Consider the following 21,989-nt stretch of genomic DNA (forward strand, 5'->3'; position numbering starts at 1 on the left):
ATTGCTCAAACGGGTTCTTGATAGGCGGCGCTGTGCTGGCCCAGCATCGGTGGCGCCGTGTCGTAGAGGATGGGAGTGGCGGAAAAGCGGATCGGGTTGGCCACCATCTTCACGCTGCCGGCCGGGTGGGGAATATCCACCACCGCGCCGCGCGCCAGTGCCTGCGGGTCGTCCAGCGCTTCGGGAATGGTATTGATCGGCCCGCCAGGAATGCCGAGGCTTTCCATCGCGCTAATCCAGTGCGCGCGCGGCTGGGTCTTCAGCGCGGTGCGGATCAGCGGCACCAGGGCCTCGCGGTTCATTACCCTGGCCTTGTTCGTGGCGAAGCGCGCATCCGTGGCCCATTCGGCATGGCCGCACAGCTCGGCAAAGCGCGCGAACTGGCTGTCATTGCCGACTGCCACGATCACATGGCCATCGCTGGCTTCGAACGCCTGGTAGGGCACGATATTGGCGTGGGCATTGCCATAGCGCGGCGGTTGCACGCCGCCGACCAGGTAGTTGCTGGCCACATTGGCCAGCATGGCCAGTTGGCAGTCGAACAGCGCGAGGTCGATATGCTGGCCTTCGCCGGTGCGGTCGCGATGACTGAGCGCGGCGAGTATGCCCACCGTGGCATACATGCCGGTGAACAGATCGGTGACCGCCACGCCCACCTTCTGCGGTTCACCCTCGGGCGCGCCGGTAATGCTCATCAGCCCGCCCAGGCCCTGAATCATGAAGTCGTAACCGGCCTGCTCGGCGCGTGGGCCGGCCTGACCGAAACCGGTGATCGAGCAGTAGACGAGGTCAGGCTTGAGCGCCTTCAGGCTGGCGTAATCGAGGCCGTACTTCTTCAAGCCACCGACCTTGAAGTTCTCCACCACCACATCACAGGTCTTGGCCAGCGCGCGGATCTGCGCCTGGCCTTCGGGCGTGGCCATATCGATGGCCACCGACTTCTTGCCGCGATTGGCGCAGATGAAATAGGCCGACTCACGTGTGGCTTGGCCCGCGCGGTCATGCAGGAAGGGCGGACCCCAGCCACGGGTGTCGTCCCCGCCCTCGGGCTTTTCGATCTTGATCACTTCGGCGCCCATATCGGCCAGCTGCTGGGTGGCCCAAGGGCCAGCCAGTACGCGCGACAGGTCGAGGATGCGCAGGTGTTTGAGGGCGGACACGGTCTGATTCTCCCGTACCGCCGCTCACGCTAGCGGTACTGTTGCAAATACTGTTTGAAGGCAGGCGAATGGCGCATGGTGCGTATCGCCTGCCAGTAGTGCTCGATCAGCTCGGGCTGGCGCGCATACAGCGGCCGCGCCACCAGCAGATAGAGCACCGTGCGGTCAAACGGTGGCTCGACCGCCTCGATCTTGCCGGCAAAGCGGCCCTGCAGCAGCCGGTGCGCCTCGTCTTCCAGGGTGACCACGCCAGCCAGGCGCCCGAGCAGCAATTTGTCGAAATTCTGCTCGGTTGAACTCGCGCCATCGTCCAGCGCGGCACCGCTGGCGCGCAGCTTGTCGACATGCACGAAGCCGCGCTGCACACCGATGGCCTTGCCATCCAGCTGCGTGAAGCCGCTGCCATCCCATTGGCTGCGGCTGCCCGGCAGCCGGTACAGCAGGAAGCGTGTGACAGCCAGGGCCTGGCTCTCGTCCAAGCGGCCTTCACGCAGCGGAAAGGCCGCATAAGCCTGCCGCTCGGGAGCGAAGGCTCCCACCACGCCTTCCGCCCGGCCGGCTTTCAAGTCTTCCAGGCAGCGCCGGCGCGGCGCGGTGTAGTTCTTGAACTGCAGGGGCAGGCCCTTGCTCGCCTCACGCAGCAGGTACTGCAGCTGGCCACTGCCATCCGGCATCGTGTACGGATAGAAGGGTTGGTCCAGCGTGCAGAGCCGAAAGCGCGTATCCGCTGCGGCCGTGGTGGCCAGCAGGCATAGCGCCAGCAGCAAGAGCAGGGGTGTGCGCATGGTGGGGGTGGCTAGATGGCTGTTCACCATTGTAGCCACGCGGCCGCGGCACGCCCCGTTCAGGCACCGAAGGCAGCAATGCCGGTCTGGGCGCGGCCGAGGATCAGCGCATGGACATCGTGCGTGCCCTCGTAGGTATTGACCGCTTCCAGATTCATCACATGACGGATCACGCCGTATTCATCGCTGATGCCGTTGCCGCCGTGCATATCGCGGCTGACGCGCGCGATATCGAGCGCCTTGCCGCAGTTGTTGCGCTTGATCAGGCTGATCATCTCGGGCGCGGCGCGCTCCTCGTCCATCAGGCGGCCCACTCTCAAGGCAGCCTGCAGTCCGAGCGTGATTTCGGTCTGCATATTGGCCAGCTTGAGCTGGATGAGCTGATTGGCGGCCAGCGGGCGGCCGAACTGGATGCGGTCCAGCGTGTACTGGCGTGCGCTATGCCAGCAGAACTCGGCGGCACCCATGGCGCCCCAGGCAATGCCATAACGTGCCTTGTTCAGGCAGCCGAATGGCCCCTTCAGCCCCTTCACTTCCGGGAACATGTTCTCGGCCGGTACGAACACCTCGTCCATGACGATCTCGCCGGTAATGCTGGCGCGCAGGCTGAACTTGCCTTCGATCTTGGGGGCGGACAGGCCCTTCATACCCTTTTCCAGCACGAAGCCGCGAATCTCGCCATCGTCTGTCTTAGCCCATACCACGAACACATCGGCAATTGGCGAGTTGGTAATCCACATCTTGGCGCCGCTCAGGCTGTAGCCACCATCGACCGAGCGTGCGCGGGTGATCATGCTGCCCGGGTCGGAACCGTGATTCGGTTCGGTCAGGCCAAAGCAGCCTACCCATTCGCCGGTGGCGAGCTTGGGCAGGTATTTCTGCTTCTGCGCTTCCGAGCCGTAGGCATAGATCGGATACATGACCAGCGAGGACTGCACGCTCATGGCCGAGCGGTAGCCGCTATCGACGCGTTCGACTTCGCGTGCCACCAGGCCGTAGGACACATAGCCGGCGCCGGCGCAGCCATAGCCGTGGATGGTGGAACCCAACAGACCGAGCTCGCCCAGCTCGTTCATGATTTCGCGGTCGAAGCGCTCATGGCGGTTCGCTTCCAGCACGCGCGGCAAGAGCTTGCCCTGGCAGTAGTCCCGCGCCGCATCGCGGATCATGCGTTCCTCATCTGTCAGCTGCTCGTCCAAGAGCAGGGCGTCATCCCATTGAAAGTGCGGCTTGGCCATGTCGATCTCCGTTCCGGTAAGGCCTGGTTACCTGCCGTTGTGGCGGCTTCCAGCTTGTTTAATTCCGCTATGCGGAACATAATTCTGCAATGCGAAACAGATTACCCAAGCCGCGCGCTGGTGTAAAGTCGCCACCCGGCTATCAAATTAGATTTTCCTGATGATTAAATCGCTCGCATCCGCCTGGTCCGCCTTATCGGGCAATACCCGCGGGGTCGGCTTCGTGATCCTGGCCATGGCCAGCTGGGCCCTGATGAATGCGGCCACCAAGGCCTTTGGCGCCTATGGCTACGATGCCGAGCAGCTGGTCTTTCTGCGCGCCAATATCGTCTTGCTGATGCTGTTGCCGGTCATGTTGTATAGCCGTGGCCGGCTGATCGTGACGCGCCATCCGCGCCTGCATCTGGTGCGCAGCGTGTTCATCGCTACCTCGTCCTACTGTGCCGCCTATGCGGTCACCCGCCTGCCGCTGGCCGAGACCAATGCCTATCTGATGACCGCCTCGCTGTTCATGCTGCCGCTTGGGGTATTCCTCTTGGGCGAAAAAGCGCATTGGCTGCGTTGGGCTGGCGTGGCGGTTGGCTTCTGCGGCGTGCTGGCCATTTTGCGCCCCGGCGCGGCTGCATTTCAGCCCGCTGCGCTGGTGGCGCTGCTGTGTGCGCTGTCCGAGGCCGGGCTGGGCGTGGTGCTGAAGAAGATGGGCAGCGCCGAGCCCTCCACCACCATCGTCTGGTGGAGCTATGTGACCAACTGGCTGGTCTTTGGCCTGTTGTGCGGCTTCAGCCTGCCCATGCCGCCGGCCGAGGCCTGGCCGCTGCTGCCTGTGCTGGGCCTGACTACCTTGGGTGTCTACTTCGCCTATATCCAGGCCTATAAGGTGGGCGATGCTAGCGCGGTGGAGGCTGGCAGCTTCTCGCTGCTGCTGTTCAGCCCGCTGGTGGGCTGGCTGTGGTTTGCCGAGGTACCCGAGCAGGCTTTCTGGCTGGGTGCGGGCCTCTTGGTGGCCGGCATCGCGCTGGTGATCATTGAACCGAAGGGCAGGGCGGCATGAACGCCGAGCACGAGAACGACCGCTTGTTTGTTACCGCGCTGGCGCGTGGGCTGGAAGTGCTGGCCGCCTTCAAGGCTGGCGACCGCGCGTTGGGCAATACCGAACTCGCGCAGCGCTGCCAGCTACCCAAGTCCACCGTCTCGCGCCTGACCTATACGCTGTGCCAGCTTGGCTATCTGAGCCAGGACGAGGCCGGGAAGTACCATCCGGCGCCGGCTGTGCTCACGCTGGGCTTTGCCGCGCTGGCCGGGCTGGACCTGCGCGAGCGAGCGCGCGACCCCATGCGCAAACTGTCGCAAGAGACCGGTCTGTCGGTCACGCTGGGCGTGCAGCAGGGCACGCGCGTCGTGTATGTGGAAACCTGCCGCGCGCCTACCCGGGTCGGCATCCGGCTTGAAGTGGGTTCCAGTGTGCCCTTGGCCAGCACCGCCATCGGCCGTGCCCTGTATATGGGCGTGCGCGGTGAGGCGCGCAGCGCGCTGGACGAGGCACTGGCCAGCCAGGCCGGTGCCGCCTGGCCGGGCTGGCAGGCGCGCCTGGCCGCCAGCGAGCGCGATTTTGCCCAGCAGGGTTTCTGTGCCTCGTTTGGTGAATTCGAGCCCGATATCTATGCGGTGGCCGTACCGATCGCCGGCAGCCAGCCTGCAATGGCGATCAACTGCAGCGGCCCGGCCTACCGGCTGGACGAGGCGAGCTGGCGCAACGAAATCGCCCCGCGCTTGTTGGCGCTGGCACGCGAGCTGGGGCGCTAGGCCTGCCAAGGCTGTACCACGCCACGCCCGCCACATCCACGCACATGGATTGACAAGCGTGGGGCCGCTGGCGACCATGCGCGCCCCTTCGCGAGCCGACCATGACCGATACCGCCCTGCCCACCCTGAATCTCAACGATAGCGTGACCCTGTGCCTGACCGGACACACCTTGCCCGGCCATGCGCCGGAGGCAGTGGCGGCGGGCCTGGCCAAGCTGCTCAAGCTGGATGAGGCGCGCGCACTCGCGCTATTGGCAGGGCAGGAAACCGTCATCAAGCGCGCGCTGCCGCGCGAGCAGCTAGCGCGTTATCAGCAGTTGCTGGCCGACGCGGGCGCCGAGACACGCGTGCGCGAAGAGGCCGCTGTGGCCGAGGTCAGCGCGCCAGCGGCGAAGCCCGCCACCCCAGCCGTGGCCGCAACGCAGCCAAGCACGGCCAGTCAGCCCGATCCCAGCGTGGCCCCGGTGGAAACCGTCACCTGCCCGGCCTGCCAGTGCGTGCAGCCGCGCCGCACGCTATGCCGCGACTGCGGTGTGGACATGCCGCGCATGCGTGCCGCACAAGCCGCTCCGCGCGAGGCCGAACGCGGTCCGGCCACCCAGGGTGCGCGGTCCAGTGCCGGTGCACGTCAGGCCGTGCCGCGTGAAGCGGGCGAGCGCGGCGGGCTGCCCTGGAAGCCGATAGCCGTCGGCGTGGTGCTCTGCGTGGCAGCTGCGCTGTTCTGGGTACAGCGCAGCAAGCTAACTGAAGAGCGTGTTTACGACTTCTACAACGAGGGCATGCGCGCCACCCTGAAGCGCGATCCGGATGCCCTGTGCGCGCAAATGGCCGATGATTTCCGCGGCAGCGGTTCCGCCAGCGCTGCTGGTGTTGATTTGGGTGCGCAAGAGGAAGTCAACAAGACACAGGCCTGTCATGCCATGCGTGAGCTCTACGCCAGTATCGAGAAAATCGGTGAGGCCATGGGTGGCGAGATGCATATCCAGTACAACCGCGATATCGAGCGCATCGATATCGCCGCCGATGGCCAGTCCGCGCAGGTTCAGTATTCCTATTTCCTTGGCGTGGGTGGATCGGTCATGCAGTTCCGTGGCGAGGCGACCGAGACCGTGGTGCGAAGTGGCACCAAAATCCTGCTGCAACGCGCCGAGAGCACGGTGAATATCAGCGGCGGCTAGCCCACTGAACAAGCGGCTGCGCTTTGACGCTGCCGAGTGGGCAGGGCTAGCATGAATCGCCCACCCACCTGGAGTTCGCTGCCATGTCCCGTCTTGCCGCCTGCCTGTTTGCCCTGCCGCTGCTGGCATGGGCCGATTGTCCGCCTCTGCTCAAGCATGAATTCAAGACCCTGCAGGGCCAGCCGCTCAATCTGTGCAGCATGGCTGGCAAGCCGATTCTGGTGGTGAATACCGCCAGCAAATGTGGTTACACGCGTCAGTTCGAGACCCTGGAAGCCATGTACAAGCAGTACAAGGCCCAGGGCCTGATGGTGGTCGGTTTCCCCAGCAATGACTTCAAGCAGGAGCTGGCCAGCAATAAGGAAATTGGCGACTTCTGCAAGCTCACCTATTTCATCGAGTTCCCGATGGCCGAGGCCAGCAGCGTGCGCGGTGAGGGTGCCAATCCCTTCTTCAAGGCCTTGGCCCAGGCCAGCGGCCAGGCGCCGAAATGGAATTTCCAGAAGTACTTGATCGCGCCGGACGGCAAGACCGTCTACCCTTTCTCTACGCCCACCGAGCCTGATGCGCCCGAGTTGCTGGCCAAGCTCAAGCCGATGTTGAAACCGACCAAGTGAGGTAGTGATGACGCCTTTGCATGTGCTGGATGTCGCCATCGTAGGAGCCGGCATGGCCGGGCTCAGTTGCGCGCGCGCCTTGGTGGAGGCCGGCCTGAAAGTGGCCGTGTTCGACAAGGCGCGCGGTGCGGGCGGGCGTATGGCCACCCGGCGCGGCGAGCTGGCCAGCTTCGATCATGGCGCACAGTACTTCACCGCCCGCAGCCCGGACTTTGCTGCCGCCCTGCAAAGCTGGCTTGCGGCCGGCGTGGTGGCACCCTGGCGCGGCCGCATCGTGGCCTGGGATGGCAGCAACTTCAGCGTGGCGGGCGAGGAAGCGCGCTATGTGGGCCAGCCCGGCATGAGCGGCCTGTGCCGCCACCTCTTGGGCGAGCTCGAGTGCGCATCCCAGCACAAGCTGAGCAGCTTCGAGCGCGATGGCGCCGGCTGGCGCCTCGACTTCGACAATGGTGAAACCGCCGCCTGCCGCAAGCTGGTGCTGGCCCTGCCCGCGCCGCAGGCGGCTGCCCTGCTGGAAGGGCAGCCGGATCTGCAGGCGCAGGCAGCCGGTGTGGTGATGAGCCCTTGCTGGGCCGGCATGCTGCGCTTTGCCGACCCGCTGGCGCTTGCGTTTGATGGCTGCTTCGTCAACCAGGGGCCGCTCAGCTGGGTGGCACGCAATAACAGCAAGCCCGGCCGCCCCAAGGGCGAGGCCTGGCTCTTGCATGCCAGCAGCGCCTGGTCGCAAGCGCATGTGAAAGATAAGGAAGATCAGGTTGGCCGTGCACTGCTGGCCGCCTTTGCCGAGCTGAGCGGCCTCACGCTTGATGCGCAGGAAGTCAGCACCCACCGCTGGCTGTATGCGCAGGCCGAAGCACCGCTCGAGGTTGGCTGTCTGTTCGATGCCAAGGCCGGCATCGGCCTGGCCGGCGACTGGCTGAATGGCTCGCGCGTCGAGGGCGCCTGGGATTCGGGCCGCCAGCTGGCTGCCAAGATCATCGCCGCATCCTAGTGCCGGGAGTTGTCATGCCGTTTGCCCATCGTTCTGCAACCCCGATTCCGCCTAGCGCGCTGTGGTTTGGCGCAGCCGGACTGATTCCCTTCTATGCCTGCCTGCTGGTGGCGGCGCTTGATCTGACCCATCACCCGCTGATCGCCCTGAATGCGCTCAGCATCTATGCTGCACTGATCCTCACCTTCACCGGCGCAATCTGGTGGGGGCTGGCGGTGCTGGCACCGGCGGGCAAGCCGGTCGGGCGCCTGTATGGTCTGTCCACCGTGGCGGCGCTGCTGGCCTGGGTGGCGCTGCTGCTGCCCACCAGCAAGGGCCTGGCGCTGCTGATGGCCGGCTTCATGGCGCAAAGCCTGGCCGATTACGGCCTCAGTTTCCGCCACCCCGATGTGTTTCCGCACTGGCTGTTGCGCCTGCGGCGCGGCCTGACCATCGGCGTGCTGATCGCCCTGGTGCTGGCCTCGGCCCTGCTGCCGCGCTAGCTCAGGGCTGGGCGAGTTTCGCGCTCAGCTCGGCCTGCATGGCGGCAATGCGGCGGCGTTTCTCTTCCACCTGGGCTATCTCGGCCGGCGCAATGCCGCCCTCGGCCCGTGCGCGCGCGAGGTCGGCGTCGAGGCGCGCCAGGGCCGGGCCGGCCGCGTGCACATAGTTCTGCCATAGGCGGCGCTGCTGGCGTTGCTCGTAAGCGGCATAACGAGCCGGGTCGGCGATTTCCCAGGCACTGGCCGCCTCGCCCGGCTCGGCATCGCGCAGCAGTGGTGGTTGGCGCGGGTCGCCCAGGCGGCGTGCCTCGTCCAGGCTGTGGGCGGCCGGCACGCTGGCTGCCAGTGGCAGTAACGGGCTGTCGATGTGTGCGGTGGGCTTGGCGACAGGGGGTGCCGCGGGCTGCGGTGGCCAGCGATCGGTGGTGCTGGGCCTGCTTGCCTTGGCCGACTGGGACTTGGGCGCAGCAGCCACTTCGGGTGCCGGCCAGTACAGATAGGCCGCCCCCAGCCCGATCAGCAGCGCAGCCAGCATGAAGTAACGGCCTGGCATCGCTCACACCCCCTGCAGCTCAGCACGGCCAAAGCCCAGTGCGGCCGGGTTCAGTTCAATATCGGCCTGCCGGTACAGGCGTGCGCGCAGGGCCTGGAACTGGGCGGCGGCCTTCTCGCGCGCCAGGGCCTGGCGGGCCTGGTAGCGCACACCCTCGCTGTCCAGCGGCTGCAGGCCCAGCTCGCGCGCCTCCACCAGCACGATCTCCCAGTCCGAGCGTCCATCCGGCCCGGGTGGGCTGCGCACCGGGCGCGAGGGCTGGCCGCTGGGCAGGGCAAAGGCCAGTTGCTGCAGCCAAGCAGCCTGTCCTGGCTGCACGGCCAGCCAGCCCAGCTGGCCACCGCTGGCTGCATCCTCGCTCTGCGACAGCTGGCGCGCCACGCTGGCGAACGCTTCGCCGCGGGCGAGCCGTGCGCTGGCCTGGTCGGCGCAGGCCTGGTCCGGGCAGCGGATATGCCGGGCGCGCACCCGCGTCACCTGCTGGAAGTCGGCGCGATGCTGGCGATAATAGCGGCGGATCTCGGCGGCACTCACGCTGGCGGCCAGCGCCTTCAGGTGTGCGCTGTCGTAATGCATATCGGCCTCCAGCCCAAGCAATTGCAGCAGGGCACCGCGTCGGTCGCGGTCGAGCAGCACCTGGCGCAAAGCGCCCAGCTCGGCCGGGCTGAGTTTGCCGGCCTCGACCACCCAATCGACGCTATAGCGGCCGGCCAAGAGCTGCATGGCCTGCTGGGCGAGATAGTCGACATCTCCGGCGCGCAGGCGCGCGCGACCTTGCACATTCTGGGCCTGCCACAGCTCGGCCAGGCGTAGCTGGCCGGCACCGCTGCCGGGCAGGCGGTAATCGAGCAGCACCCAGTCCTGCGCACGTGCGAGCTGGGCGGCGCTCAGGCTATCATCCAGCTGCACGCGCTCGCCCTGGCCGAGCAGGGCGAGCAGCGCATCGGCCTGCGGCAGGCGGCGCGCCTGCACCAGCTGGGCCAGCCCGCCGCGCGCCGCCAGGCTCGCTTCCAGCTCGGCGCGATAACGCTGGCGCAGCAGCGCCTGCAGCTGCTGCTCGAGCGCCACCTCGCGCGTGAAGGCAACGCGGGTATTGGGAAACAGCGCCGCATCGCCGTACTGGGCGCGCGCATGCTCGCCGAGCAGGCGGTTGTCGATCAGCGAGGCCAGCACCTTGCTCAGCGGCGGCGTGGCGCTGGGCTCGGCCGCGCTGGCCTGTAACAGCTGCAGCAGCCTGAGGCTGACCGGCTGGCCGTCGATGCGCGCCGCCAGGCCCGGCGTGCTCAGACTATCGCGGCTGGCGGCCTGGGCGGCCAGGCCCAGGACCAGCAGCAGGCTCAGGCCCAGCCACCTCATAGCCGCTCTGCCGCGCGATTCAGAATGTGCACGACCATGGCGATCGCATGCGGAATCACGATCTTGCCCACGCTCTTGCGGCTGGCATGGTCGGTGGCGGACAGCACGGCGCCGCCGCGCGCATAGGACAGCGCCCCGCCCTGGGTCAGCAGCGGGCGGATATCCACCGCATCGGCTGCCAGCGGGGTGAAGCTGGCCAGGGCGTTGCGCACCAGGGCCGGGTCGTTCAGCTGCTCGCTATCGTAGTAATCCTTGACCCAGCTCTCCCAGCCCGCATGGTTGAGTGCCGAGGTGGTCCAGGTATGGTGCGGCTGCAAGAGGTCGGTGGTGTGCATGACAAAGCCGAGCGACTGCGCGGTCGGGCGGCTGAGGAACTGCTGGAACCAGTACTGGCCGAGATGATCGATGGGCTGGAAGGGGATCTTCTCGAAGTCGGCATACATGGCCGGGGTCGAGTGGCCGCCCAGGCGGTAATTGGCCTCGGTCAGCCCATAGCTGTTGTACTTGCTACCATCGCCGAACCAGCCCTTCATGCCGCCCTTGCCGTCGTCGAGATGGTCGCCATACAGCCAGCTGGCGGCCAGATTGTCGATATCGCCCCATACGGTCAGCTTCTGGTAGTTGTAGCCGCCCAGGTCGTTGCCATGCGCATCGGGGCCGGCGGTGTGGTTCTGGAAATGCCAGTAGGTGGTGTATTTGACGATGCTGGCCCCGGCACCCCATACCGGTGCCTGCTGGCAATCGCCGGTGCTGGCGCCGCATAGATAGGTATCGGCGAAGTCGTCCACATCGTAGGCGCCCTGGCCCAGCGCGGCGGCGAACTGCTCGATGCTATAGCCGGCCCGCGTGGCGCCGGCCAGCAGCTTGGCGTAATTGGTACTGGCCGGGTTAGCCTGCATATAGCCGACCGCATCGAGCACGATGCGGCGGTGGGTTTCCTGGGTAAAGGCTTGCGCCGGGGCGATCAGGCCCAGCGCCAGTAGCGCGCCGGACAGCAGGGTAGTCAAATGCATAAGCAGGGCTCCACATCGTCGATACCGGCAGGGCCGGGGAAGTACGATTGTGGTCAGCCGCCATTGCGCTGCCATGACGATTGCATGACGCGCTCAGGCCGACCCCGCCTCCCCCAGCAGGCTGGCGATGCTGGCCGGGCTCAGGCCTGCCTCGCGCAGGATGGCGGCACTGTCGGCACCCAGTGCACCACCTGCCTGTTTATAGACGGCTTGCGCGCGAGAGAAACGAATCGGTTGCGCGGGCTGTTGCAACTCGCCCGCTGCGCTGGGTACGGCTACCACCCAGCCGCGTGCGCGCGCCAGCTCGCTGTCCAGCGCCTCGGGCAGGCTCAGCACCAGCTCCACGCAGGCATCCCGCTGTGCGAACACGCCACGCCAGTAATCGCCGCTTTCCTCGCCCAGCCGCGCAGCCAGGGCCTGCTTGGCTGCAGCCGGGTCGTGCGCGAACTGGGCCAGCAGCTGCGGCTGGCCAATGCCCTCGCACAGCGCGGCCAGAAAGGCCGGCTCCAGGCTGCCCACCGCCAGCCAGCGCCCATCGCGGCAGCGGTAGTAGTCGTAGTGGCTGCCACCGTTCAGCAAACCCTGCTCGGCTGCGATATCGGCACCCGCCAGGGCGGCGCTGGCGGCCAGCGCATTCAGATGGAATGCGCAGTCGCTCATGCTGATATCGATCTCTTGACCCCGCCCATCGCGCACGCGCTGTTGCAGCGCGGCCAGGATGCCGACCACCGCATGCAAGGAGCCGCCGGCCACGTCGGCCAGTTGCACGCCCAGCGCAGGCGGGCCGGCCTCACGCCGCCCGCTGCCGGCCGCCAGACCGCTCAGGGCCAGGTAGTTGATGTCATGCCCGGCGCGCTCGCGCAGCGGGCCATCCTGGCCGTAGCCGGTAATTGAGCAATAAATGAGGCGCGGGTTCAGCTCGGCCAGCTCGGCATAAGCCAGCCCCAGACGCGCCATCACGCCAGGGCGGAACTGCTCGACCAGCACATCTGCCCCGCGCACCAGCGCCAGCACCGCCTCGCGTGCGCCGGGGGCTTTCAGGTCGAGCGCCAGGCTTTCCTTATTGCGGTTCAGATAGGCATGGGCGGCCGATACACCATGCTGGAAGGGTGGCGTGTGGCGGATCAGATCGGGCCGGCTGGGTGCTTCGATGCGGATGACCCGCGCGCCGAGGTCGGCCAGCAAGCGGGTGGCGAAGGGGCCAGGCAGCAGGGGCGAGAAATCCAGCACGGTCAGGCCGTGCAGCGGGCTGGGCATGGTGAGACTCGAGCAAGAGGGAGCGGGCACGATAAAGCATGCGCGTCGCCTGGCGGAAAGCCCGCGGCCACGGCCGGCAGAAAAGCGACACTTGGCCTGATGTTGCATTGCAACTAAAACGGGAGAGCGGTCATTTAGCTGATATGCATCAAGCTCTTGCGCGCCAAACCGGTCCATACTGATCTGGCCGTATTGCACACACCCAGAACTCGTCCACCCAGGCTGGCTGCCGGGGCAGGGCGGAGCGATTTGCAGGAGGATTTCCATGCTCAATCTGTCTTCCATCAGCGTGCGCAGCAAGCTTGCCCTGCTGGTGGCGATTCCCCTGCTGGCCCTATTGCTGGCCGCCAGCCTGCTGGTGCTGGATGGCTGGCGCACCGCCAGTGCCATGCGCAGCACGCTGGCACTGACCGAGTTGCTCGCCCACACCAGCAATCTGGCCCTGACCCTGCAGGCCGAGCGCGGCACCAGTGCGGGCTTTCTGGCTGGCGGCGATGCCGCACCGGTACGCGCAGCGCGCGAGAAGACCGATGCCGCGCGCCAGACGCTGAATGACTATGTGCAGGGCAGCAGCCTGCCGGACGGGGTGAGCAGCGCCCTGCACGAGGCGGAACAGGCGCTGGCCGGCCTGGCCGCGCTGCGCGCCGAGGTGGATGGCAAGGCGGTGCCGCCGGCCAGCAGCTTCGACCGCTACAGCGCCTGGGTGGCGGCCTCGGTGCAGCTGGCGCAGACGATTGCCCGTGATACCGAACAGGCCGAGGTCATGCGCAGCGAGCAGTCGCTGGTGGCCCTGCTGTGCCTGATGGAACAGTCGGCGCGTGAACGCGGCCTCTTGAACGCCGTGTTTACCGCCGACCAGTTTACCGGCGGCAGCCTGGCCCGCGTGCAGGCGGCGCTGGGTGTGCAGCAAAGCTGCGAGCAGCAGTTCCTCGCTCTGGCCGACCTGGCCACCGTGGCCGAATACCGCCAACAGGGCCAGGGCGCCGTTTTCGCCGAAACCGCGCGCCTGCGCGAGCTGGCGCTGGGCAAGGCCGCCGAGGGCGGCTTTGGCGTGGCGCCCAAGCAATGGTTTGCCACCGCCAGCGAACGCCTGGATGGCTTGCGCACGGTGCGCGACGGGCAGCTGGCGCGCATACGTGCGCTGGCGCAGGCCAGTGAGTCGAGCGCCAGCCAGGTGCTGGCCTGGAGCCTGGGGCTGACCGCGGCCGTGCTGGCGCTGACCATTGTGCTGGCCTGGCGCATTGCGCGTGCGATTGCCGTGCCGGTCGCACAGATCGAGAGCCTGATGGGACGGCTGCGTGACAGCCTCGATTTGTCGCTGCGCGCCAATATCGCCGGCAAGGATGAGGTGGCCCGTATCGGCCATGCCTTCAATGCCCTGGTCGATACGCTGAATACGACTGTGCGCGAGGTCGAGCATTGCGCGGGGGCGGTATCGAGCGCGTCCGGCTCGCTGGCTGATACCACCGAGCAGGTGTCGGCCGCCACGCAAAGCCAGTCCGATTCGGTCAATGGCATCGCCGCCTCGGTCGAACAGGTCACGGTCAGCATCGCCACCATGGCCGCGGCCAGCCAGGACAGCGAGCTGAAGGCGAATGATGCGCAGCAGAGCTCGGCGCGCGGGCGCGAGATCGCCAATGCGGCGGCGGAGACCATGCAGCGGGTCGACGACACGGTGGGCGTGGCGGCCGACACCATCAGCCAGCTTGCCCAGCGCTCGGCCACCATCGATGGCATTGTCGGCACCATCCGCGAGATTGCCGACCAGACCAATCTGCTGGCCCTGAATGCGGCCATCGAGGCCGCGCGTGCCGGCGAAACCGGGCGCGGCTTTGCCGTAGTGGCGGACGAGGTGCGCAAGCTGGCCGAGCGGGCTGGCAGCGCCACGCGCGACATCAGCCAGCTGGTGGCCGCCATCCGCAGCGATACCGAGGCGGCCAGCCAGGCCATGCAGGAATCCAGCCAGCGCATGGAGCAGGGCGTGGGCTTGGTGCGCGAAGCCTCGGCCGCGCTCGGGCAGATCCATGCCGGCACGGCTGGCGCGATGGGCGCGGCACGCGAGATTGCCGTGGCGATGAATGAGCAGAAGGCGGCCAGCGAGATGGTGGCCCAGCAGATCGAGCGTATTGCGCAGATGACCGAGCAGAACAGCCGCGCGGTGTTCCAGACCGCCGAACTGGCTCAGGACCTGAACCAGTTGTCGGGGCAGCTGGCGCGCATCGTCGGGCGCTTCCGCCTGGCCTGAGCACGGGAAAACCATGTTCAAGCTGTGCTTTCGCAGCCGCCTGCGCTGGCTGGCCGGCCTGCCCATGCTGGCCCTCTTGCTGTTGATGGCCCTGTGGTTGTTCGAGCTGCAGGGCCGCCAGGCGGAGCTGGCCCGTACGCTGGCGCAAACCGGCAGCCTGCGCCATGCCAGTCAGCTCGTGCATGCGCTACAGGCCGAACGTGGCCTGAGCTTTGGCATGCAGATGGCCGGCCAGCGCAGCACCGCCAGTGTGCGGGCGGCCCGGGCGCACAGCGACGAGGCGCTGAGCCGCTTGGACGCTAGCCCCGCGGCGCGCGCGCTGGCCGAGCCGCTGCAGCGGCTGCGCGAGCAGATCGACGACGGCAGTGCGCCCGCTGCGCAGCACTTCGCCAGCTATAGCCAGCTGATCGCCACCCTGCTCGAACACACCACACTGGCGGCGCGTCAGGCGCAGCTGGCTTCCGTACTGCGCAGCGAGTTCGCCCTGCTGGGTTTGCTGTGTATGAAGGAGGCAGCTGCGCAGGAGCGTGGCCTCTTGAACGGGGTGCTCAGTGCCGGGCGCTTTGCCGCGGGCGAGCGCGATCGCCTGGTGGCGCTGGCCGCCGAGCAGGCCGCCTGCGAACGCGATCTGCTTGGCTTTGCCGCCCCCCCCTTGGTGGACGACTACCGCCAGCGCCTGGCGGCACACACCACGGCCGACTTCCGCCTGGCGCGTGATGCGCTGCTGGTCGAGCCGCCCCGCTTCGAGATCTCGCCCGAGCACTGGTTCGGGCTGGCCTCGCAGCGCCTGGCGCAGATGCAGGCGGTAGGGGAGGGCCTGCTGGCACAGATCGATGCCGAGGCAGCGGTGGCCCAGGCCAGGCTGCGTAGCTGGTTGTACTGGAGCTTGCTGGCCGGTGCTGGGCTTTTGCTTGGTCTATGGCTATTGCAGACCAGCATCCTGCGCGGCCTTGCGCACAGCCTGGGCGGCGAGCCCGAGCGGGTGGCCGAGATTGCCCAGGCGGTCGCCCGCGGCCAGCTCGCGCAGCAGATACCGCTGCGGCCGGGCGATGAGCACAGCGTGCTGGCGGCCATGCAGCACATGCTGCATGGGTTGTCGGCCACTGCCGTGGCCTTGCAGCAGGGCGCCAGCCAGCTATTGCACTCGGCCACCCAGGTGCAGCAGGCCTCGCAGCGCATGGCGCAATCCAGCAGCCAGCAGGCGGCCGGCCTCGAGGAAACCGCCAGCAGCGTGCAGGAGATCGCCGCCGCGGTTGCGCAGAACAGTGAGCATGCGCAGCTGACCGCCAGCATGGCCGAGCAGTCGAACCAGCAGGCGCATAGCGGCGGCAGCATGGTCAATGCGGCGGCCAGCGCCATGCAGGCGGTGGCCAAGCAGATTGCCGATGTGGACGAGATTGCTTACCAGACCAATCTACTGGCCCTGAATGCCGCCATCGAGGCGGCGCGGGCCGGCCCGCAGGGCAGGGGATTTGCCGTCGTGGCGGGCGAGGTGCGTAAGCTGGCCGAACATGCGGGTGAGGCGGCCAAGCGCGTGGGCAGCGTGGCCGCCCAGGGCGTGCACAGCACTGCGCAGGCGAGCCAGATGCTGGCCGAGATAGCACCGGCCGTGCAGCGCACTGCCGAGCTGGTGGCCGCCATCAGCGTGGCCTGCCAGGATCAGGCCGATGGCACGCGCCAGATCAATCTGGCGCTGGGCCATCTCTCCCAGGGGGTGCAGGAGAACGCCGCCACGGCCGAGCTGCTGGCGCAGATCGCCAGTGATATGCGCCAGCAGGCCGAGATCATGCATGGCCTGGTCGGCTTCTTTGCCCCAGGCGAGCTCAGGCCTGCGTAGCGGCCGCGCTGCGCTCCATCCAGTCGGCCAGCGCGGCGGAACGGCGATCGCCGCTGGCGCGCAGGCCGGCCAGCGTGCCGGCAATGTCGGCGGCCGGGCGGTTCTGGCTGAGCTTGAACTTGCCCTGCAGGCTGTCCAGCTCGATCTCGACACCCACGATGACCCGATATAGCTGCGCCAACCAGTCGGCCGGCGCTTCCTCCAGACGCCAGGGGCGTGCTTGGCCGGCTTCGAAGCGCGTGGTCAGCTCGGTCAGTAGCGCTGTCAGCCGGGCGGGGTCGCGATAGCAATGCAGGCGGCCGCGCGCTTCCACCACCGCATAGTTCCAGGTCGGCACCGCCTTGTGCTGCTCTGCCTTGCTCGGGTACCAGTTGGGTGACACATAGGCATCCGGCCCGTGGAACAGCACGCTCACCATCTGGCCATCGGCCTGGGCGAGCGGGTTGGGCCCGGCCAGATGGCCGATCAGCTTGCCCGGCGTGCCGGGGACCGCCTGCCAGAGCAGGGGCAGCAGATTGGCCTCTATACCCTGCGCACCGTGGTGTAGCACGGTGGCCAGCGGATAGGCGGCGATCAGCCCTGTCAGCAGCGCGGGCCGGTTTTCCTGGAAGTGACTGGGTTGGTACATGGTGGGCTCGCAAAATCAGGCCGGGCAGCTCGCCGTGGCCGGGTCGGGTATCGGGGTGCCGAAGCGGGTTTCCAGCGGCCACACGCCCGCCCAGACTGGCAGACCGAGATCAGCCACATCGTCCTCGGGCGGGCCGCTGCGCTGCTTGGCCACCGCCTCGCGTATCGTCAGCGCCAGCACGCTGGTGGCGGCGAACTCGTTCGCATCCGGCATGCGCACCAGTGCGCGCCGGCCGGCTTCCACCTTGTCCATGAAGGCCTCGAAGGACGCCCATTTCTCGGCCGCATCCTCCACCTTGCGAAAGCTGCCATACAGCATGGCGGAGCGATAGTTCATCGAGTGATTGAAAGCCGAGCGGGCCAGTACCAGGCCGTCCAGCAGGGTCACGTTCACGCAGGCCGGCGTGCCCTCGGCCAGGGCGCGCATCATGCGGCTGCCATTGCTGCCGTGGATATACAGCGTATCGCCCACGCGCCAGTGCGCGGTGGGTAGGCAGTGCGGCTGGCCGTCCACGCTGAAGGCCACCTGGCAGACCCAGCCGGCGTCCAGGATCGCCTCGACGGTGGCCTGCTGGTAGTCGGCTCGCTCGGCGGCGCGACGGACACGGGTTAGCGGGGTGGTGGCAAAGCTGCTCATGGGACGGGCTTTCTGGGCTTGACGAAAAGAGAGCTGCAGCGTAAATCGCGAGCAGTCCCTGATCGAGTACCAGAATGCGCACACTGGATGGAACCAATTTAACCGCCCTGGCCGAGCACCTGGCCCAGCAGCTGGTACGCGAGGCGCGCGAACCCCTGCACCGCCAGCTGTATCGGCAATTGCGCAGCGCGGTGCGCCAGGGCTGGCTGGCGCCGGGCAGTCCGCTGCCGGCCAGCCGCAGCCTGGCGCAGGAACTGGGTCTGGGCCGCAATACCGTGCTGCATGCCTACGAGCAGCTGTGCGCCGAGGGCTACTGCCAGGGTCGGCCCGGCGCGGGCACCTTTGTCAGCCTGGCCTCGCCCGACCAGGGCCCGGCGCCCGCGGCCGATGTCCCACCCACGGGCGCCGAACGTGGCCTGGCGCGCCGGGCCGAGGCGCTGCTCGAGCAGATCACCCTGCGCCCCGAGCACCCGGCCGCCGCCTTTCAGCCTGGCCTGCCCGATCTGGCCGCTTTTCCCTGGTCTTTATGGTGGAGGTTGCTGCATGCACAGCAAAAGGCCAGCACGCCGGCTGAGCTTGGCTACCGCAGCGACGGTGGTCATCCGGCCCTGCGCCAGGCGCTGGCCGACTATCTGCGCCTGTCGCGCGGGGTCAATTGCACGGCCGAGCAGATCCTGATCAGCGGCGGTATGCAGCAAAGCCTGGACCTGCTGGCACGCAGCCTGGCCGAGGCGGGCGAGACAGCCTGGATCGAGGAGCCCGGCTATAGCGGCGCGGCCCAGGCTTTCCAGGCGGCTGGTCTTGCCTGCCAGCCGGTGCCGCTCGATGCGGGGGGGCTGCACTGGCAGGGTGCCAGCCTGCCGCGCCCACGCCTGATCTATGTGACGCCCTCGCACCAGTACCCGCTCGGCTGCGTGATGCCGCTGGCGCGCCGCCATGCGCTGCTGGCCGAGGCGGCACGCCAGGATGCCTGGATCATCGAGGACGATTACGACAGCGAGTTTCGCCATACTGGCCAGCCGCTGGCCGCGCTGCAGGGCCTCGATCGCCAGGGGCGCGTGCTCTATCTGGGCACCTTCAGCAAGGTGATGTTTCCCGCCCTGCGCCTTGGCTATCTGGTGGTGCCACCGGCGCTGCTGGCGCCGCTGCGCAGCCTGCAGGCGCGCCTCTATCGCGAGAGCGATTACCCGACCCAAGCCGCGCTGGCCGACTTCATCCGTCTGGGCCACTTCGGCAGCCATCTGCGCCGCATGCGCGGCGTGTACGCGCGCCGCCAAGCCAAGCTGCGTGATGTGCTGCATGCCGAACTCGGTGATGCGCTGCAGCTTATGGGCGGCGAGGCCGGCATGCACATGACCGCCCGCCTGCCGCCAGGCAGCGACGACAGGGCGATCAGCGCGGCCCTGGCCAAGATCGGCCTCTGCGCTCCACCGCTGGCCGACTACTGCCTCGGCACGCCGCCTTTCCCTGGCCTGGTGCTCGGTTATGCCGGTGTGGCCGAGGATGCGCTGCTCCTGAACACAGTGCGCCTGGCCGCTGTGTTGCGCGGTTTCGGCATCGGCGCCTGAGGCCGGCGTGTGCGCTTGCTGCCGGTGGCGGATTTGGCTAGCCTGCCCGCCCTGCCGCGACCGTAGCGGCAGCAATAGGGGGAATAACACATGATCCAACACAAGAAGAATCTGCTTGGCCTTGCACTGTGTGCGGCCTGGCTCAGCGCCTGTGGCGGCGGTGGCGAGTCGCCATCCTGGGTGGGTAATGGCGGCAGTGTCAGCTCCAGCGGTGCTGGCGTGACTGCGCAGCGCTGCGCGCCGAATAACCCGTATCGCGCCCAGGCCAGCAGCCCCACCAGCCTCGGTACGCTGGCCGATGAGAAACGCTGGGTGCGCGACTATATGGAGCGCGCCTATTTGTGGTACCGCGACATCCCGGCCGTGAATGCGACGGCCAGCAATTTCAGCAATGAGCGTGATGTCTACGGCTCGCTCGATGCTTATTTCACCGCCCTGAAGAGCCCGCAGTTCACTGCCTCGGGCAAGCGCAAAGATGAGTTCAGCTTTACCTATCCGAGCCGCGAGTGGCAGGCCCTGTCGCAGTCGGGCAGCGTGCTCGGTTATGGCATCGAATGGCATTTCGATTCGCGCACTGCGCCGCGCGGCATCAAGGTCGCCTATGTGGAACCAAACTCGCCGGCCGCCCAACAGGGCGTGCAGCGTGGCGATCTGCTGCTCAGTGCTGATGGTCTGTCGGTCGATGTGACGGCCGAGAATGATGTCGATCTGCTCAATGCTGCGCTCTTCCCCAGTGCCGGCACCCATGGCTTTGTATTCAGCCGTGCCGGCGTGGTCCAGCCCACGTTGAACCTGACTGCCACCCAGGTCAGCAAGCAGCCGGTACTGGTCAGCAAGACCCTGGCGCTGGGTGGAGATAAGGTTGGCTATCTGCTGTTCAACGACCATATCGCCAGCGCGGAAACCCCGCTGATCAACGCCTTCAGCCAGTTCCAGGCCGAAGGCGTCAGCGATCTGGTGCTCGACCTGCGCTATAACGGCGGCGGCTATCTGTATCTGGCTGCCGAGGTCGCTTATATGATCGCCGGCCCTGCACGCACCCAGGGCAAGCTGTTCGAACAATTGCAGTACAACGACAAGCGCCAGGCCGATACCGCCAATGGCGCGACACCGTTCTACAACACTGCCTGCCTGCTGGACAGTCGCTATAACTGCACCTCCAGCCAACCCCTGCCCAGCCTGAACCTGCCGCGCGTGTATGTGCTGACCACCGACGCGACCTGTTCGGCCAGCGAGGCCATCATCAACGGCCTGCGTGGTGTGGATGTGGATGTGCAGATTATTGGCAGCACCAGCTGCGGCAAGCCCTATGGTTTCACCGCGCAGGACAACTGCGGCATCTCCTATTTCCCCATCGAGTTCGTCGGCAGCAATGCCAAGGGCTTTGGCGACTACGCCGATGGCTTCGCCCCAAGCTGCGTGAGTGGGGACGATTTCGCCAGCGCGCTGGGCGATAGCAATGAGGGCATGTTGGCCGCTGCGCTGTACAAGCGCACGCACGGGGTTTGCCAGCCGGTATCCGCGGCGCGCCGTATCGTGGGACCGGGGGCGGTAGAGGGCTTCCTGCTGCGTCCGCCTGTGCGCGAGAACCGCATTCTGTTGCCGCGTTAAGCGGCCTGCGCCAGCCAGTTGAAATGGGACCCATCCGGGTCCCTTTTTGCGTGTGCGCGGCTAGGGCGAGCTGCGTGGGTGTTTGGGCTTGCTGCGCCGCGCGGGGGCCAGCTCGCTGCTCAGGTCGTCCCACCAGAACGCTTCGTGGCGCGGCCCGCCTTGCTTGAGCAGCGGGTTGTCGATGCGGAATACCCGCCGCCCGCGCAGGTCGAGTCCGGCCAACACCTGGCGCTTGTAAGCGAGGTAGTGGCGCTGAAACGCACCGCTGCGTGCCAGGCTGCGCAAGCCGCTTTCGATGCGCCGCGCCATGCGCTCGCCCTCGGCCGTGCGTGGTACGAAGAAGTAGCGCGGCATCGGGTAGTGCAGCATCAGCCGCTGTTCTATCTGCAAGCCGGGCAGGATATGGCCCTGGGCCAGCCATTCGGCCTGGATCTCGTTCACCCCACGCGAGAACAGGTCGAAACGCCCGGCGCGCAGCATGGGGAACAGGTCGTTGTACTGGTCGCCCAACACTACCTTGAAGCCGGCCTGGCTCAGTATCTTGGCATCCACCCAGGTCTTACCCTGGCCGATGCTGAAGGCCTGCAGCTGCTCGAGCGTCTTGACCTGGTCGAGCTTGGCCTGCAGCTCGGGGCGGATCAGGAACAGGCGATAGCCGAGCAGGCCGCGGTCGAGCGGAATTGGAATCGCGCGCAACTGGCTTTCCAGCTCGGGGTTGCTGGCGCGGGTCAGGATGTTGATGCGCCCGGTGTCGCCGCTGGCCACCTCGGCCAGCGCGCGCTGCGAGCTCAGCGGCGTGGCATAGCTTTGCAGTGTGTAGGGGCCGTAGCTGGCGCTGCTGGCCTGCAGGGCGGCGTCCAGCAGCGTCCAGTAGTAGTGGAGGCGCTGGTCCTGCGGGTGCTCGGGCGGCGGGTAGATGAAGCGCATGCCCGCACCGGCCTGGGCGGGCAGGCTGAGCAATACACAGGCCAGGCAGAGAAGGCGAACCAGCAGGCGCACGGTCGGGCAGGGGAAGGAAAACAGGCCCCAGT

Annotated in this window: 20 protein-coding genes; 10 read left to right on the forward strand and 10 right to left on the reverse strand. The window is 67.1% G+C overall.

Annotated features, from left to right (window positions below):
- Nucleotides 1-5: 5 nt before the first annotated feature.
- The 3 genes from BT173_RS10025 to BT173_RS10035 are packed head-to-tail and all read right to left on the reverse strand — an operon-like array spanning nt 6 to nt 3,183.
- Nucleotides 6-1,160 (reverse strand): CaiB/BaiF CoA transferase family protein, encoded by a 1,155-nt coding sequence (locus tag BT173_RS10025; protein ID WP_072428511.1) that lies wholly within the window; start codon nt 1,158-1,160, stop codon nt 6-8.
- 29 nt (nt 1,161-1,189) lie between these two features.
- A complete protein-coding gene (locus tag BT173_RS10030; RefSeq protein ID WP_139256115.1) occupies nt 1,190-1,945 on the reverse strand; it encodes a substrate-binding periplasmic protein in 756 nt (251 codons plus the stop codon).
- Between the two features lie 59 nt (nt 1,946-2,004).
- Nucleotides 2,005-3,183 (reverse strand): acyl-CoA dehydrogenase, encoded by a 1,179-nt coding sequence (locus tag BT173_RS10035; protein WP_072428513.1) that lies wholly within the window; start codon nt 3,181-3,183, stop codon nt 2,005-2,007.
- A gap of 160 nt (nt 3,184-3,343) precedes the next feature.
- Between BT173_RS10035 and BT173_RS10040 the strand changes: the two genes are divergently transcribed.
- The 6 genes from BT173_RS10040 to BT173_RS10065 all read left to right on the forward strand — a co-directional run bounded on the left by BT173_RS10040 (nt 3,344) and on the right by BT173_RS10065 (nt 8,254).
- Complete coding sequence (locus BT173_RS10040) at nt 3,344-4,234, forward strand: DMT family transporter (protein ID WP_072428514.1); 891 nt, start codon at nt 3,344-3,346, stop codon at nt 4,232-4,234.
- Nucleotides 4,231-4,986: an IclR family transcriptional regulator gene (locus BT173_RS10045; RefSeq protein ID WP_072428515.1), complete on the forward strand. Its 756-nt coding sequence runs from the start codon at nt 4,231-4,233 to the stop codon at nt 4,984-4,986. Before BT173_RS10040 ends, BT173_RS10045 begins: the two co-directional genes overlap by 4 nt.
- 101 nt (nt 4,987-5,087) lie before the next feature.
- On the forward strand, nt 5,088-6,164 hold the full coding sequence (locus BT173_RS10050) for a hypothetical protein (protein ID WP_072428516.1): 1,077 nt from the start codon (nt 5,088-5,090) through the stop codon (nt 6,162-6,164).
- Between the two features lie 83 nt (nt 6,165-6,247).
- Nucleotides 6,248-6,781, forward strand: a complete 534-nt coding sequence (locus BT173_RS10055) for a glutathione peroxidase (RefSeq protein ID WP_072428517.1) — start codon at nt 6,248-6,250, stop codon at nt 6,779-6,781.
- A gap of 7 nt (nt 6,782-6,788) precedes the next feature.
- Nucleotides 6,789-7,772, forward strand: coding sequence for an NAD(P)/FAD-dependent oxidoreductase (locus tag BT173_RS10060; protein ID WP_072428518.1), 984 nt, complete (start codon nt 6,789-6,791; stop codon nt 7,770-7,772).
- A gap of 14 nt (nt 7,773-7,786) precedes the next feature.
- The gene (locus BT173_RS10065) at nt 7,787-8,254 is read left to right on the forward strand and encodes a DUF3429 domain-containing protein (RefSeq protein ID WP_072428519.1); all 468 of its coding nucleotides are present in this window, start codon (nt 7,787-7,789) and stop codon (nt 8,252-8,254) included.
- 1 nt (nt 8,255) lies between these two features.
- Here BT173_RS10065 and BT173_RS10070 read toward each other — a convergent pair whose 3' ends face one another.
- The 4 genes from BT173_RS10070 to BT173_RS10085 all read right to left on the reverse strand — a co-directional run bounded on the left by BT173_RS10070 (nt 8,256) and on the right by BT173_RS10085 (nt 12,433).
- Nucleotides 8,256-8,807 (reverse strand): hypothetical protein, encoded by a 552-nt coding sequence (locus BT173_RS10070; RefSeq protein ID WP_072428520.1) that lies wholly within the window; start codon nt 8,805-8,807, stop codon nt 8,256-8,258.
- Nucleotides 8,808-8,810: 3 nt separating this feature from the next.
- Nucleotides 8,811-10,163 (reverse strand): peptidylprolyl isomerase, encoded by a 1,353-nt coding sequence (locus BT173_RS10075; protein WP_084658402.1) that lies wholly within the window; start codon nt 10,161-10,163, stop codon nt 8,811-8,813.
- Nucleotides 10,160-11,176 carry a phospholipase gene (locus tag BT173_RS10080; protein WP_072428521.1) on the reverse strand — a complete coding sequence of 339 codons (1,017 nt, stop codon included), beginning with the start codon at nt 11,174-11,176 and terminating at the stop codon, nt 10,160-10,162. Before BT173_RS10080 ends, BT173_RS10075 begins: the two co-directional genes overlap by 4 nt.
- Before the next feature lie 93 nt (nt 11,177-11,269).
- Nucleotides 11,270-12,433, reverse strand: coding sequence for a CaiB/BaiF CoA transferase family protein (locus BT173_RS10085; protein WP_072428522.1), 1,164 nt, complete (start codon nt 12,431-12,433; stop codon nt 11,270-11,272).
- Nucleotides 12,434-12,698: 265 nt separating this feature from the next.
- Here BT173_RS10085 and BT173_RS10090 point away from each other — a divergent pair, with 265 nt between their 5' ends.
- The gene (locus BT173_RS10090; protein WP_072428523.1) at nt 12,699-14,678 is read left to right on the forward strand and encodes a methyl-accepting chemotaxis protein; all 1,980 of its coding nucleotides are present in this window, start codon (nt 12,699-12,701) and stop codon (nt 14,676-14,678) included.
- Between the two features lie 13 nt (nt 14,679-14,691).
- A complete protein-coding gene (locus tag BT173_RS19015) occupies nt 14,692-16,515 on the forward strand; it encodes a methyl-accepting chemotaxis protein (RefSeq protein ID WP_084658404.1) in 1,824 nt (607 codons plus the stop codon).
- Here BT173_RS19015 and BT173_RS10105 read toward each other — a convergent pair.
- Nucleotides 16,502-17,143 carry an FMN-binding negative transcriptional regulator gene (locus BT173_RS10105; RefSeq protein ID WP_072428524.1) on the reverse strand — a complete coding sequence of 214 codons (642 nt, stop codon included), beginning with the start codon at nt 17,141-17,143 and terminating at the stop codon, nt 16,502-16,504. The two genes, BT173_RS19015 and BT173_RS10105, sit on opposite strands and share 14 nt — an antisense overlap.
- 15 nt (nt 17,144-17,158) lie before the next feature.
- Nucleotides 17,159-17,779 carry a pyridoxamine 5'-phosphate oxidase family protein gene (locus tag BT173_RS10110; protein WP_072428525.1) on the reverse strand — a complete coding sequence of 207 codons (621 nt, stop codon included), beginning with the start codon at nt 17,777-17,779 and terminating at the stop codon, nt 17,159-17,161.
- 74 nt (nt 17,780-17,853) lie between these two features.
- Here BT173_RS10110 and pdxR point away from each other — a divergent pair, with 74 nt between their 5' ends.
- Entirely contained in the window at nt 17,854-19,347 is a 1,494-nt protein-coding gene (pdxR, locus tag BT173_RS10115) for a MocR-like pyridoxine biosynthesis transcription factor PdxR (protein WP_072428526.1), read from the forward strand.
- Between the two features lie 90 nt (nt 19,348-19,437).
- Nucleotides 19,438-20,958, forward strand: coding sequence for a S41 family peptidase (locus BT173_RS10120; RefSeq protein WP_072428527.1), 1,521 nt, complete (start codon nt 19,438-19,440; stop codon nt 20,956-20,958).
- Between the two features lie 60 nt (nt 20,959-21,018).
- On the opposite strand, the gene BT173_RS10125 is transcribed toward BT173_RS10120, so the two are convergent.
- The gene (locus tag BT173_RS10125; protein WP_072428528.1) at nt 21,019-21,957 is read right to left on the reverse strand and encodes a transporter substrate-binding domain-containing protein; all 939 of its coding nucleotides are present in this window, start codon (nt 21,955-21,957) and stop codon (nt 21,019-21,021) included.
- Between the last annotated feature and the right edge of the window lie 32 nt (nt 21,958-21,989).

Source organism: Chitinimonas taiwanensis DSM 18899 (genome assembly GCF_900119825.1).
Taxonomy (GTDB): domain Bacteria; phylum Pseudomonadota; class Gammaproteobacteria; order Burkholderiales; family Chitinimonadaceae; genus Chitinimonas; species Chitinimonas taiwanensis.

Coding starts and splice junctions, on each gene's coding strand:
- BT173_RS10085 (WP_072428522.1), bottom strand. CDS start 12,433: ATGCCCAGCCCGCTGCACGGCCTGACCGTGCTGGATTTCTCGCCCCTG.
- BT173_RS10035 (WP_072428513.1), bottom strand. CDS start 3,183: ATGGCCAAGCCGCACTTTCAATGGGATGACGCCCTGCTCTTGGACGAG.
- BT173_RS10080 (WP_072428521.1), bottom strand. CDS start 11,176: ATGCATTTGACTACCCTGCTGTCCGGCGCGCTACTGGCGCTGGGCCTG.
- pdxR (WP_072428526.1), top strand. CDS start 17,854: ATGCGCACACTGGATGGAACCAATTTAACCGCCCTGGCCGAGCACCTG.
- BT173_RS10120 (WP_072428527.1), top strand. CDS start 19,438: ATGATCCAACACAAGAAGAATCTGCTTGGCCTTGCACTGTGTGCGGCC.
- BT173_RS10060 (WP_072428518.1), top strand. CDS start 6,789: ATGACGCCTTTGCATGTGCTGGATGTCGCCATCGTAGGAGCCGGCATG.
- BT173_RS10040 (WP_072428514.1), top strand. CDS start 3,344: ATGATTAAATCGCTCGCATCCGCCTGGTCCGCCTTATCGGGCAATACC.
- BT173_RS10090 (WP_072428523.1), top strand. CDS start 12,699: ATGCTCAATCTGTCTTCCATCAGCGTGCGCAGCAAGCTTGCCCTGCTG.
- BT173_RS10030 (WP_139256115.1), bottom strand. CDS start 1,945: ATGCGCACACCCCTGCTCTTGCTGCTGGCGCTATGCCTGCTGGCCACC.
- BT173_RS10050 (WP_072428516.1), top strand. CDS start 5,088: ATGACCGATACCGCCCTGCCCACCCTGAATCTCAACGATAGCGTGACC.
- BT173_RS10070 (WP_072428520.1), bottom strand. CDS start 8,807: ATGCCAGGCCGTTACTTCATGCTGGCTGCGCTGCTGATCGGGCTGGGG.
- BT173_RS10105 (WP_072428524.1), bottom strand. CDS start 17,143: ATGTACCAACCCAGTCACTTCCAGGAAAACCGGCCCGCGCTGCTGACA.
- BT173_RS19015 (WP_084658404.1), top strand. CDS start 14,692: ATGTTCAAGCTGTGCTTTCGCAGCCGCCTGCGCTGGCTGGCCGGCCTG.
- BT173_RS10045 (WP_072428515.1), top strand. CDS start 4,231: ATGAACGCCGAGCACGAGAACGACCGCTTGTTTGTTACCGCGCTGGCG.
- BT173_RS10065 (WP_072428519.1), top strand. CDS start 7,787: ATGCCGTTTGCCCATCGTTCTGCAACCCCGATTCCGCCTAGCGCGCTG.
- BT173_RS10110 (WP_072428525.1), bottom strand. CDS start 17,779: ATGAGCAGCTTTGCCACCACCCCGCTAACCCGTGTCCGTCGCGCCGCC.
- BT173_RS10055 (WP_072428517.1), top strand. CDS start 6,248: ATGTCCCGTCTTGCCGCCTGCCTGTTTGCCCTGCCGCTGCTGGCATGG.
- BT173_RS10075 (WP_084658402.1), bottom strand. CDS start 10,163: ATGAGGTGGCTGGGCCTGAGCCTGCTGCTGGTCCTGGGCCTGGCCGCC.